This is a genomic window from Nonomuraea terrae, from assembly GCF_004348995.1.
In the GTDB taxonomy this organism is placed as follows: Bacteria; Actinomycetota; Actinomycetes; order Streptosporangiales; family Streptosporangiaceae; genus Nonomuraea; species Nonomuraea terrae.
In genome coordinates, this window is record NZ_SMKQ01000256.1 from 1 (window position 1) to 11,862 (window position 11,862).

13 protein-coding genes, 1 tRNA gene and 1 pseudogene are annotated in these 11,862 nt (G+C 70.9%); 6 read left to right on the forward strand and 9 right to left on the reverse strand.

Going from position 1 to position 11,862, the window contains the following annotated elements:
- Nucleotides 1-762 (reverse strand): amidohydrolase family protein (locus E1286_RS42100; RefSeq protein ID WP_132622169.1); only part of this gene is annotated, 762 nt, incomplete at its 3' end.
- Between the two features lie 92 nt (nucleotides 763-854).
- Here E1286_RS42100 and E1286_RS42105 point away from each other — a divergent pair.
- The gene (locus E1286_RS42105) at nucleotides 855-1,844 is read left to right on the forward strand and encodes a LacI family DNA-binding transcriptional regulator (protein WP_132622171.1); all 990 of its coding nucleotides are present in this window, start codon (nucleotides 855-857) and stop codon (nucleotides 1,842-1,844) included.
- A gap of 19 nt (nucleotides 1,845-1,863) precedes the next feature.
- Here E1286_RS42105 and E1286_RS42110 read toward each other — a convergent pair whose 3' ends face one another.
- A complete protein-coding gene (locus E1286_RS42110) occupies nucleotides 1,864-2,244 on the reverse strand; it encodes a phage holin family protein (RefSeq protein ID WP_132622173.1) in 381 nt (126 codons plus the stop codon).
- A gap of 113 nt (nucleotides 2,245-2,357) precedes the next feature.
- On the opposite strand from E1286_RS42110, the gene E1286_RS42115 reads away from it, so the two are divergent.
- Complete coding sequence (locus E1286_RS42115) at nucleotides 2,358-2,633, forward strand: hypothetical protein (RefSeq protein ID WP_132622175.1); 276 nt, start codon at nucleotides 2,358-2,360, stop codon at nucleotides 2,631-2,633.
- 56 nt (nucleotides 2,634-2,689) lie between these two features.
- Here E1286_RS42115 and E1286_RS42120 read toward each other — a convergent pair whose 3' ends face one another.
- Both E1286_RS42120 and E1286_RS42125 read right to left on the reverse strand, forming a co-directional pair.
- Nucleotides 2,690-3,466, reverse strand: coding sequence for an FAD:protein FMN transferase (locus E1286_RS42120; protein ID WP_132622177.1), 777 nt, complete (start codon nucleotides 3,464-3,466; stop codon nucleotides 2,690-2,692).
- 50 nt (nucleotides 3,467-3,516) lie between these two features.
- Nucleotides 3,517-4,215 carry a ferredoxin reductase domain-containing protein gene (locus tag E1286_RS42125; RefSeq protein ID WP_132622179.1) on the reverse strand — a complete coding sequence of 233 codons (699 nt, stop codon included), beginning with the start codon at nucleotides 4,213-4,215 and terminating at the stop codon, nucleotides 3,517-3,519.
- A gap of 52 nt (nucleotides 4,216-4,267) precedes the next feature.
- Between E1286_RS42125 and E1286_RS42130 the strand changes: the two genes are divergently transcribed.
- From E1286_RS42130 to E1286_RS42140, 3 genes are all read left to right on the forward strand, one after another.
- Complete coding sequence (locus tag E1286_RS42130) at nucleotides 4,268-4,660, forward strand: OsmC family protein (RefSeq protein WP_132622181.1); 393 nt, start codon at nucleotides 4,268-4,270, stop codon at nucleotides 4,658-4,660.
- Between the two features lie 284 nt (nucleotides 4,661-4,944).
- The gene (locus E1286_RS42135; protein ID WP_132622183.1) at nucleotides 4,945-5,865 is read left to right on the forward strand and encodes a nucleoside hydrolase; all 921 of its coding nucleotides are present in this window, start codon (nucleotides 4,945-4,947) and stop codon (nucleotides 5,863-5,865) included.
- A gap of 47 nt (nucleotides 5,866-5,912) precedes the next feature.
- Nucleotides 5,913-5,986, forward strand: a tRNA-Lys gene (locus tag E1286_RS42140).
- 58 nt (nucleotides 5,987-6,044) lie between these two features.
- Here E1286_RS42140 and E1286_RS42145 read toward each other — a convergent pair.
- Both E1286_RS42145 and E1286_RS42150 read right to left on the reverse strand, forming a co-directional pair.
- Nucleotides 6,045-7,229, reverse strand: coding sequence for a copper resistance D family protein (locus E1286_RS42145; RefSeq protein WP_165970162.1), 1,185 nt, complete (start codon nucleotides 7,227-7,229; stop codon nucleotides 6,045-6,047).
- A gap of 35 nt (nucleotides 7,230-7,264) precedes the next feature.
- Nucleotides 7,265-8,719, reverse strand: coding sequence for a serine hydrolase domain-containing protein (locus tag E1286_RS42150; RefSeq protein ID WP_132622185.1), 1,455 nt, complete (start codon nucleotides 8,717-8,719; stop codon nucleotides 7,265-7,267).
- Nucleotides 8,720-8,865: 146 nt separating this feature from the next.
- On the opposite strand from E1286_RS42150, the pseudogene E1286_RS42155 reads away from it, so the two are divergent.
- Nucleotides 8,866-9,813: pseudogene (locus E1286_RS42155) on the forward strand (RNA-guided endonuclease InsQ/TnpB family protein).
- 120 nt (nucleotides 9,814-9,933) lie between these two features.
- Here the strand turns inward: E1286_RS42155 and E1286_RS42160 are convergent.
- The 3 genes from E1286_RS42160 to E1286_RS42170 all read right to left on the reverse strand — a co-directional run.
- A complete protein-coding gene (locus E1286_RS42160; protein ID WP_132622187.1) occupies nucleotides 9,934-10,773 on the reverse strand; it encodes an alpha/beta hydrolase in 840 nt (279 codons plus the stop codon).
- 27 nt (nucleotides 10,774-10,800) lie between these two features.
- Nucleotides 10,801-11,514: a cupin domain-containing protein gene (locus tag E1286_RS49640; RefSeq protein ID WP_223190884.1), complete on the reverse strand. Its 714-nt coding sequence runs from the start codon at nucleotides 11,512-11,514 to the stop codon at nucleotides 10,801-10,803.
- Nucleotides 11,511-11,862, reverse strand: a 352-nt coding sequence (locus E1286_RS42170; protein ID WP_132622189.1) for an aldehyde dehydrogenase family protein, incomplete at its 5' end; no start/stop codon positions are given. The genes E1286_RS49640 and E1286_RS42170, both read right to left, overlap by 4 nt.

Consider the following 11,862-nt stretch of genomic DNA (forward strand, 5'->3'; position numbering starts at 1 on the left):
GGCGTAGGGGGCGTCGGAGCCGTTGACCACGACGTCGATCCCCAGTTCGCGGACGATCGCGTCGATCGCGCGCGGACCGTACGACGAGGTCTCCACGAAGAAGTTCGGGTCGACCAGGCCGCGGCCGCCGCCCCGGGCGGTCAGGCGCTCGGTGTGCAGCGGCGCGAGGCCCGCGAGCAGCGCGAAACAGACGCGCAGCCGCGGATGCCGGGGCCGTACGACGGCGTGGAAGGAGTGCCAGGCCGCGTGCATCTGCTGCACGTACGGCACCAGCGCGGGCCACCACGACGGCATGCCGGCCGGCGCGGCGGCCGGTCCCGGGTGCACGAACAGCGGCAGGTCGCGCGCGGTCAGCACCTCCAGCAGCTGGTCGTCCGGCACCGCCGTGGCCGGGATCTGCAGGCCCGCGAACCCCCGGTCGAGATCGGCCGCCAGCCGGTCGGGATCGGGCTCGCTGTGGCAGGTGGCCGCCCACGCCCCGAACGGCTCGCCCAGCCCCAGCGCGCCCTCGTGGTAGGCGTCGATCAACGGCCACGCCTCCCCGGGCGGCAGGAACTCGACGCCCAGCGGGCTCGACAGCGACACCAGCGCCAGCTCCAGGCCGCCGGTGTCGCGCCGCTCGTGGTCGGCCGGATCCACCTCGTACGGCGGCTCGCCGTCGAGCAGCAGCGTCCAGCCGTCCAGCCGGGGCGGCGACGTACGGGCCCGCAGCGCCGCGACGAACGCGGGCGTCCACAGGTGCTGGTGCACGTCGATGCTCACGGATTTCCTCCCCTAAATCCCTACTGACATTACAGGTAATCTGCCCTCGCGGCTAACACCGTTGTGTCGGCGTCACGGAATAGGCTGTCGGAATGCCTCGCAAGAGAGCCACGATCCGTGAGGTGGCGCAGGCCACGGGCCTGTCACCGGCGGCCGTCTCCTACGCGCTGCGCGGCCTGCAGGTCTCCGAGGAGACCATGGAGCGCGTGCGCGCCGCCGCCGCCGAGCTCGGCTACGAGGCCGATCCCATCGCCAGGGCGCTGGCCAGCGGCCGCAGCGGCATGATCGGCGTGTTGTGCGGCTCGCTCGAAGACCTCTGGCAGCAGTCGCTGGCCGTCGGCATCAGCAGGGGCCTGCGGGAGAAGGAGCGCTACGCCCTGATCCTCGACGCGGTCGGCGATCCCGGCAGGGAGCGGGCGCTCGCCCGGCAGCTGCGCGACCAGCGGGTCGACGGTCTCATCGTGCAGCCGATCGACCCGGCGGCGGAGTTCTGGCGCGAGCTGTGCGAGTCGGTTCCGGTGGTGGCGATCGGCGACTCGATCGCGGGCACGGCCGGCGAGGTCGTCTTCGACAACCGGCGCGGGGTCACGCTCGCCCTGGAGCATCTGCGCTCGTCGGGCCACCGCCGCATCGCCGTGCTCACGCCGACCCGGGCCAGCACGCCCGACCGGCCCGCCGACGTCCACGTCACGGCCGAGGCCGACCGGCTGGGGCTCGACATCGAGGTCGTCACCGCCTCCCACGGCCTGGCCGCCGCCACCGGCGCCGCCCATGAGCTGCTGTCGGGAAAGCGGCCGAGCGCGGTGTTCTGCTTCGCCGACTCCATCGCCTACGGGGTCTACGCGGCGGCGCAGGAGCTGGGGCTGTCGATCCCGGGCGACGTGTCGGTGATGGGCTACGACGATCACCCGATGTCGGGGCTGCTCTCGCCGGGCCTGACCACCGTCGACTGGGACATCGACGGCATCGTGCGCGCGGCCGTCCGGCTGGTCGCGGCGGCGGCCGACGGCGGGGCCCGCCGCCGCCGGGTCGTCCAGCGTCCCATGCTGCGCGAACGCAGCTCGGTCGCCCCGCTGTCGTGAGCGCCGCCGGGGAGAAGCGTCAGTCGTTGTCGGGGATGAAGAGGCCGAGCAGCCAGCTCACCAGGCTGACGATGATGGCTCCCCAGAAAGCGGCCGGATAGAAGTTGTCGACATGGAAGGGGATGTCCAGCTGGCCGGCGATCCAGCCCGTCAGCAGCAGCATCGCCGCGTTGATGACGAGCAGGAACAGCCCCAGGGTCAGGACGATGATCGCGCAGCCCAGCGACTTCACGATCGGCTTGACGATGGCGTTGACGACGCCGAAGATCAACGCAACGACGAGCAGGACGCCCCAGTAACTGGCCGAGTTGGACGGGGCGGCCACGTCGATGCCGTCGACGAGCTGGATGGCGACCCACAGGGCCACCGCTGCCGCGAGGGTTCTGATGATGAATCTCACGCTGCTTGATCCTCCCACTTCGGCACGGGGGCCGCGATAGGTCCGTACCTCTACGATGCCTCCGAGTTATGGGCTGACGGCGGAGGGAAGGGCGTGCAGGGGGAGGAAGCAAGATGGACGTGAACGAGCTCGAGTCGCTGCCGGCCCACGAACTGCACGAGCGCGCGGTGCGTTACGCCGTCCGCCACGGCGACCTGGGATTCCTGTGGGACCTGCTGAAGGTGATCCCGGCCGCCGAGGCCGCCAGCGGCCACACCACCGAGAGCGCCAACGACCTCAGCAAGGTCTCCGCGCTGCTCAGCGACGCCATCGCCGCCGGCGAGGGCAAGCTGGGCGAGGCCCTGCGCCCGATCTACATCGAATACCTGCGCCAACACCCCGACGCCTAGCCGGCAGAGGTGGACGGCCCGGTCGTCCCGGCCGGGCCGTCCCGTGTGCCCGCGGGTCAGACGGCCAGGCGGGTGGCCGCGCCGGTGTGGCGGGTGAAGCCCGGCGTGGTGGTCTCCTGGCCGTCCCGCGTGACGATCATGGTCTCGTACGGCCCCGACGCCGCCAGGTCGGCGGCGAAACGGCGAGCCAGCACGGCGCCCATGGCGTACAGGGCGGTGGCGTACGCGTCGGCCACGCCCAGGTCGGGGCCGACCACGGTGACCGAGCCCAGCCCCACCTGAACCTTGCCGGTGCGCGGGTTGACGATGGGCCTGCGCCCCGAGGTCGCGATGCCCATGTCGTGGGCGTGGACGACCGCGCGCACGACGCCGGTGCGCGGATCGCGTACGGTCACCCGCCACGGCTTGCCCGGCATCGCGGAGCCGCGCACCCTGATGTCGCCGCCCGCGCTGATGCGGTGGTCGACCGCCCCGGCGTTGCACAGCGCCCGCGACAGCCGCTCCAGCGCCCAGCCCTTGATGTAGCCGGACGGGTCGATCACGCCGTTGATGCGCGACTCGAACCAGCCGTTCGTGGCCTCGCTGAGCTCGTCGCAGCGGTGGAGGACCTCGATCAGCTCGGGGATCTGGCGGATCGTCTGACCGCGGCTGAGCCGGCCGACCTGGCTGTCCTCCTTGGCGGGGTTGAAGGTGTCGTCCACCCACCTCAGCCAGGCGAACGCGTCATCGAGCACGGGTGTCAGCTCGCGCTCCGGCAGGGCCGTGCGGATGTCCACGCTGACCGGCATGCCCATGACCATTTCGACACGGGCGCTTCCGGGGAAAGTCGTCACCTTGCCTCCTTGTCCGGCGCCCACGCTTTCAGACAGGCCATATGCTCAGGCTAAACCTTTTGCCGGGAACTGAAACTCACCTGTGACCTGGGAACGGACAGCCGGGTCAGGGCGCCGGCGACGTACCTCTGGAACCGGCGGGGGCCGGCCACCTCGACCGCGCGCTCGGCGATGTCGGGGATCTCACGGCTCAGCCCGGAGGCGCTGACGCGTTCCTTCGCGCGCGGGTCGTGCTCGGCGCCCACGACGAGGATGAGGCGGTAACGGGCCTCCAGCTCGCGCAGCTCGTCGGTGACGCGGTCGGCGCGGTAGACCGCCACGGTGTCGGACTCCCCGGCCAGGCGCTCGCGCAGCGCCGAGGGGTCGAGCCCGGTGGCGATGAGCAGCCGCGGCCGGGACGGGTGCACCCGGTGGTTCCAGATGACCATCACGGCCGCCGCCGCGTACAGCAGCAGCGAGCCCACCCGGCCGGGCTCGGTCACGTTCGCCGTCGAGCTGAACTGGTGGGCCACCAGCAGAGCGCCGGCCAGGTAACCGCCGAGCCGCAACCGCTGCCTGGCCTCCTCGGTGCGCAGGTAGTCGGCGGCCTGCACGGTGAGGAACCCGACACCCACGAGCAGCGCCGCGGCGGTGTAGGCCACCGGCGTCCACGGGTGACCGAATCCCGGCCGCAGGGCGCCGAACTCGGCCACCGCGACACCGGACCAGAAGAGGATCGGGCCATGATGAGCATTCGCCTCGCTAGCCATGGCCCCACCATGCTGAACGAACATGAGAGCCATCTGAGTAGGGTCTCTAAACATGGCTAACGTGCGAGTCGAGCGGACTGAAGACGGCGGATTCCGGGCCACCAACGCCCGCGGTGCCGAGGTGCGGATCGGAGGCGGAGACGAGGCCGGGGTGTTCACCCCGGTGGAGCTCCTGCTGGCGGCGGTGGGCGGGTGCAACATCGTGACCGTCGAGCCGCTCACCGCCAAGCGGGGGCACCGGCTGGTGCGCCTGGAGATGACCGTCCAGGCGGAGAAGGTGGAGAGCAACAAGCTGGGGCCGGTGACGGTCACGTACGACGTGGAACTGCCGTCGGAGGCGGCCGACGAGGTCTTCAGGGCGGTCGCCGAACGGGTGCACGAGAAGCACTGCACGGTGAGCAGGACACTCCAGGACGGCACTGAGGTGCGGTTGGAACTTCCGTAAATGGATTAAACCGATATTCGACCCCGTTATGACGCGACCGTTGCATTCGCCTCGGTAGCGTTGTACCAGGTCAGTAGCTCTGGCGACTGGCCGAGGACCTTCACCGATGCGGACGCGGAGGGGGACCGCGGTTCGCAAAGTGCGGGACCGCCGGCGCTTTTGGGGGAAAGCGTCGGCCTGGACCGCCACCGATCGGGCCGGGCAGCTTTGGGGGAACTGCCCGGCCCGATCCATGCCCGGGGTCAAGTGTGTGCTTCGTCCGGGTTCATGCGTACGCTGCGGACGTGACGAAGGTTCTCATCGACTGCGATCCCGGCATCGACGACGCGCTCGCCCTGGCGCTGGCCGCCGGATCCTCCCTCGACCTTGTGGGCATCACCACCGTGGGCGGCAACGTCGACCTCTCGCTGACCACCGCGAACGCGCTGGCGCTGCGCGAGTTCCTGGAGCTCGGCGACGTCCCGGTCACGCCCGGCAGCGCCGGGGCCCTCCTGCGGCACACCGTCAGGGCGGGTCACGTGCACGGCGCCACGGGGCTCGGCGACGTGGTGCTGCCCGCGCCGCGGCGGGGGCCCGCGCGGGGCCACGCGGTCGACTTCATCGTGGAGACGCTGCGCGCGCGGCCCGGCGAGATCACGCTGGTGGCCGTGGGCCCGCTGACGAACCTCGCCCTCGCCGTACGGCGTGAGCCGAGGGTCGTGGAATGGGCCCGCGACCTGGTCATCATGGGCGGCTCCTACACCCGCGGCAACCACAACCCGGCGGCCGAGTTCAACATGCTGGCCGACCCCGAGGCCGCCGCCATCGTCTTCGACGCCGGGTGGACGGTGACGATGCTGGGCCTCGACGTGACGCTGACGGCCGTGGTGACCACGCAGGTGCTGGAGCGCATGGAGCCGCTCGGGCGGCTGGCGGAGCTGCTGGTGCCGGCCGCGCAGTCGTACGGGGTGGTGACGGCCGAGAGCGGGCCGGCCATCCACGACGCGTGCGCGGTGGCGTACGTGCTGGACCCGTCGTTGTTCACCTGCGTGCCGGCCGTGGTGAACGTGGAGACCGCCGGGCAGTTCACCCGTGGCATGACGGTGACCGATTTCAAGGTCGGCGACCGGCGGGCCAACGCGCTGGTGGCGACCTCTCTCGACGCGAAGGGATTCTGGGACCTGGTGATCGGAGCGTACGAGAGGCTGGCGGCCCGGCTGGGCTGAAAGACGGGCGTGGGCACTGTTCGGCGGCTGATAGAGTTACATCTGTTGCGCCGCTAGCTCAGTTGGTTAGAGCAGCTGACTCTTAATCAGCGGGTCCGGGGTTCGAGTCCCTGGCGGCGCACCTTCCGGAAACGGCTCGTCGTCACGACGGGCCGTTTTCGCGTTCCCGGTGAAGACGCTCAGCCGCCCGCGGGGTCCGCGGCGGTGCGGCCGAGCCGGGCGGAGATCTTCGCCGTGGTGACGAACGACGTCACGACCACGGCGACCAGCAGCACCCCCACCATGATCACTCCGCCGCTGACCACGGGCTCCGCCGAGCCGCTCTCCGCCCTGGCCGACCCGGTCAGGAAGGTGAGCACGACCAGCACCCCGAGCCCCAGCACGGCCTCCACGGCGACGAGCCGGGGGAGGACGCGTACGGCGAGCCGGAACACCGAGCCTTCCTGCCCGGCCGCCCGCGCCCTGGCGATGCGCGGCATGAGGACGAACTCGTGCAGCCCGCCGATCGCGACCATGGTGCCCACCAGCACGAGCTTGACCAGCAGGAACCGGCCGAACTCGGTGGTGAGCAGGTCGCCGGCGCCACCCACGTTCTTCCAGGCCAGCCATGATCCGCTGACGACCATGCCGCCGACGGCGGTCAGCGCGACGACGCTGAAGCGCGACCAGATCCGCGCCCACACGGCTCCCGCGCCGGGGGACAGGCGGCGGTGGGCCGTGGCGAGCAGCGCGAGCCCGGCGATCCCGCCGACCCAGGTCGACACCGACAACACGTGCGCGTGGTCGAGGACGCTACCGAGCACGCTGTCGAACGTCTCCGCGCCCGGATCCGTCGGCACCCACGTGACGGCGTAGGCGAGGAACGCGATGACGTAGGCCGCGCCGGCGACGCGGGTGAGGCGGGCGTGCAGGCTGGAACGCCACAGGAGGATCAGCATGACCGCCGACAGCGCCCACAGCCCGTACTGGACCGCCGCCTGGGCGCCGGCGGACATCCACTCGCCGGGCTGGGCGGGCGCGGTGAGGTAGCCGAGGACCCGTCCCGGCAGCACCGCCTCGGAGTACGGGATCTCCTGGCCCTTGACCCGCGCCCCCTTCCCGGCGAGCTGGAAGTACAGCGCCACGAGGAACCACGTGCCGACGGCGGCCAGGATCAGCGCGGCGCGACGGCGCAGGACGTCGCGGTCGGCCGGATTCACCGGTGAGCGGGTCAGCACGGGGTGCACCACCAGCACGTAAAGCAGGGTGCCGCCGAACGTCCCGATCAGGCCGGCGAAGTAGGCGATCTTCGTGATGATCCGCCACGCCGCCGGGTCCGGGTTCGGATCGGCCGCTGCGAGTTGTGACAACACCTGTGACAGCACCGTTTGCCTCCTGGGGGCTTTCCAAATAGGGCGTGCTAGATGCGGCGCAGCCCGCGGACGGCGGGGAGCGCGGTCGGGCCGGAGTTGACGTTGACCTCGTGCTCGACGGTGACGCCGTCCGCGTCGAACCGGAGCGTGAGCGTGTCGATGAACGGCGCTTCGAGGAAGTGCCACGTCAGCCGCAGGACGTCCGCGGAAGTCCACTCGGCGGCGGCCAGGATCGGGGCGCGGGCGTCCTGGTAGGAGTGGTGCAGCCGCCACACGCTCACGCCGGTGTGCTGCCCGAGCCACCGGCCGACACCGTGTTCGATGGTGTGCCGGCCGTGCTCGTCCTCGATCACGAGCAGCACCGTGTCCGCCGTCACGTCGACCGACAGCGAATCGACGCCGTGTTCGTTGGGCTTGAAGTCGTACGTCTCGCGGAAGGCGGACCGGCACGCCGAGGGCCGCAGCGGCTCGGGCTCGCGGGCGCGCCGCACCCACTGCTCGACCCCGTCGTCCTCCCGCTCCGCGCCGTCGAACGCCTTCCTGAACGTCGTGCGCAGCATGTCTGGCAGGTCGTGGTACGTGTCCTCGCCCATGGCGCCCGTGACCACGACCACGCCGCCCTGGTCGGGGAAGATCATGCATTCCTGGCCGAAGATGCCGGAGGCGTTGTAGATCCGGTCCTCGGTCGTCCAGAACTGGTAGCCGTACCCGGAGTCCGCGACGGCGTCCGGAGCGGGCGGCAGCAGCTCCCTGCCGTTCCACGTGCCGCTGATGGCGCGGCGTACGTGGAGGGCGGAGGCCTTCTGCGCCCAGCCTCGGGGCAGGACGCGCTCGCCCTGCCACATCCCGTCCTGGAGGTAGAGGATCCCGAACGACAGCAGATCGCGCGGGCGCATCGACAGGCCGTTGCCGCCGCTGGCCACGCCCTCGGGGTCGCGCTCCCAGGCGAAGTCCGTGATGCCCAGCGGCTCGAACAGGCGCGGGCGCAGGTATTCGTCCACGGGCTGACCGGACACCCGCTGCACGATCGCCGACAGGACATGGCTGGTCGTGCTGCTGTAGACGAAGCAGCGGCCCGGCAGCTCCACCACCGGCTCCTCGAAGAACTCGCCGATCCACCCCGTCTGGCGCAGGCGGGTCGTCGCGCCGGACAGGCCGCGGCCGTGGCCCGTCTGCATGGTCAGCAGGTCGCGGACGCGCATGCGGCTCAGGTTCTCCGTCGGCGGGGCAGGCAGCCGTCCGTCGAAGAAGCTCACCACCGGGTCGTCCAGCCCGAGCAGGCCCTCGGCCTCGGCGAACCCGATCGCGGTGCCGGTGAAGCTCTTGGTGGCCGAGTGGATCTTGTGCTTGAGGTGGGGTTCGTGCGGCCACTGCCACAGGTCGAGGACCGTCCGCCCGCGCCGGTGGACGATCAGGGAGTGCAGCCGCATGTCCCGCTCCGCCAGCTCCTCCAGGAAGGCGTGCACCGGGCGCATGTCGATGGTCGCGTGGTCGTTCGCCATCAGAGCCTCCCGAGGGGACCGGCGGCTTCAGCCGTCGGGGGAATCGGGAGCGGGAGGGCCGTCAAGGCCCGAGCGTGCCCTGACCTGCCAGGTCCGCGCATCACAGATGTCCTTCCGGGTTTTGTCGGTGCCGGCCGATATGTTCTCTGCGGCGGCTCGACAAGGCGTTCGCCGCGTTCTTCGCACGCGTCAAGGCCGGGCGCACACCGGGCTTTCCGCGGTTCAAGGGGCGGGGCTGGTTCGACACGGTGGAATGGCCCAGGGACGGCGACGGCTGCCGGTGGGATTCCGAGCCCGAACATCCCTCGGCTACGTTCGTGCGGTTGCAGGGCGTCGGGCATGTGCGGGTGCACCAGCACCGGCCGGTGAGGGGCCGGGTGAAGACGGTCAGCGTCAAGCGGGAGGGCAACCGCTGGTACGTGGTGCTGTCGTGCGACGACGTTCCCGCCGAGCCGCTTCCCGCCACGGGTGCGGTGGCCGGGATCGACCTGGGTGTGGCCGCTCTCGTCACCACGAGCGACGGTGTGCACGTCGCCAACCCGCGCCACCTCGCCGCGACCGCCGATCGTCTCGCGGCGGCTCAGCGGGACCTGGCCCGTAAGAAACGCGGGTTCACGCGCCGCCTCAAGGAGGTGGCACGGATCGCCGCCCTGTGCGGCAAGGTCGGCCGTCAGCGGGTCGACTACGCGCACAAGGTCGCGAACGCGCTGGTGCGCGGCTATGACGTGATCGTGCACGAGGAGCTGCGGATCGCGAACATGACCCGTTCGGCGTCCGGCACGGTCGAGGCGCCCGGCCGGAACGTCGCCGCCAAGTCCGGGCTCAACCGAAGCATCTTGGACGCGGGTTGGGGGGTGTTCCTGACGATCCTGTCGCACAAGGCTGAGAGCGCCGGTCGAGAGCTGATCGCGGTGAACCCTGCCGGCACCTCCCGCACGTGCGCCCGCTGCGGGCACTGCTAGAGGGAGAACCGCGTCACCCAGGCCGAGTTCCGATGTCAGGCGTGCGGTCACACCGCACACGCTGATGTGAACGCGGCGATCAACATCTTGAGGGCAGGGCTTGCCCTTCGCCGGGCTGCGGAAGCGGCTTAGCGAGAAGCCGCTCCCTTCAGGGAGCGGAGGAGTCACGAATACCGTTCTCTCGTGTGTGTGTGGCGGTGGGCGGGCTCTTGTAGGCGGGCTCTCGTGGGCGGGCCGGAAGCCGGCCGGTCTCTAGCGGGTGCGGCGCTCGTTCAGCAGCTTCCCGAGGAACTCCTGGACGGCGGGGATCACCGCGCTGCCCCGGTGGCCGACGCCGGGGACGACGTCGAAGCGCACCTGGATGCCGTGCTCGTCGAAGTTCGCCCGCAGGCACTCCAACCGCTCGATCCGGGTGCGGCCGGTCTGCTCCACGCCGTCGAGCCAGTTGGGGCCGCCGACGTTGTTGATCTCCCAGGTCTCGACGTCGTCGGCGCCGACCACCATCTGCACCGGCACCTTCCGCATGGCCTCGAGATCGATCCCGGTGCCGAAGATCTCCTCGAACCCGCCGGTGCCGAGCCACCACGGCACGGAGTCGTCGAGCCGGGTGATCCGGCCAGGAGCGCCGATCGACACGCCGGCCAGCCGATCGGGATGGACGTAGAAGAAGCGGTGCGCGAACTGCCCGCCGCCGGAGAATCCGTGCAGGTAGAAGCGGGCGGTCTCGGTGTTGAACACCTCGCCGACCTCGTCCACGATGTGCAGCAGCTCCTCGTCGAAACGGATGCCGCCGTAGGAGAGGAACTTGAAGCTGTGCAGCTCCCTCGGCTCCACCAGCCCGGCCGGGAAGAGCGGCGTGAGGATGACGCAGCGGTGCTCGATCGCGAAGCTCTTCCACCGGTCCCGGTAGAGCTCCGCCGAGCGGCCGGTGCCGTGCTGGATGACGACGAGCGGCAGCGGCGCCGCCTGGGGCGTGTGGTCCTTGGGGACGTACAGGGCGTACGAGATGCGCTGGTCGTGGCGGGAGGCGAAGAACGGGGTCCCGCCGATGAAGTAGAACCCCTGGGGGTCGGGGTCGACGGTGGTGGGCATGGGGGACGTACTCCTCGATCGTGGGGGTCAGAAGGCGGTCAGCACGTGCCGGAAGTGGGTGACCTCCGGCAGGCCGGCGATCGTGTCGCCGATGAGCTCACGCCATCGCCGGAACGCGGGCGAGCTGCGGAATCCCGAGGTGTGGTCGTCGATCGACTCCCAGCCGACGACGAGGCGATACTGCCGCGGATTCTCGTGCGAGCGCTCCAGGACGAACGTGCGCGCCCCCTTCGCCCGCTGGAACAGCGGCGCGGCCTCGGCGACCGCCGCCTCGAACCGCTCCTCATGGCCGGGCAGGACGGTGATCAGCGCGCTCTCGTGCACGAGGCCCGCCGGGCCGGCCGGTCCGCCGGGGTGCTCGGCGTCGATGCGGGAGTGCTCGCCCGACTCGACGAGCGTCCTGGTCGCCTCGACGGACGCGTACGTCCAGAAGATCTTCATGGGCGCCGTGCCGGAGGCGTTCTCGAAGTGGTGGGGGACGTTGGCCGGCACGAACGTGGTGTCGAAGGTGCGCAGCGGGGTGCGGACGCCGTCGATGTCCACGACGGCGTCGCCCTGGACGACGATCACGGATTCGGCGACGTTGTGCGTGTGGTGCCCGATCACCGCTCCTGGCTCGAAGCTCGTGATGCCGTTGAGGAAGGTCGTCGCGCCCCGGGCATGCGTCACGAGCGGCACGGTGCGCGCTCCGGCGCCGCGGTCCTTGGCCGGCAGCTCGTCGGGACGGAGGATCGAGCTCATGCCGTCACCGCCGGGCCGAACCAGACGGTCTTCACGTTGACGAACTCCCTGATGCCGTAGGAGCCGAGCTCGCGGCCGTAGCCGGACTTCTTGATCCCGCCGAACGGCAGGCGCGGGTCGGAGGCCACCATGCCGTTGACGAAGACCGCGCCCGCGTCGAGGAGGGGGACGAGCCGGCGCGCCTGGTCGAGGTCGGAGGTCCACAGGGCGGCGCCGAGGCCGTACTCGGTCCGGTTGGCCAGCTCGATCGCCTCCTCGGCCCCGCCGACCCGCGTCACGCTCGCCACCGGCCCGAACGTCTCCTCGCGGAACGCCGCCATGTCCGGGGTGACGTGGTCGAGGAGGGTG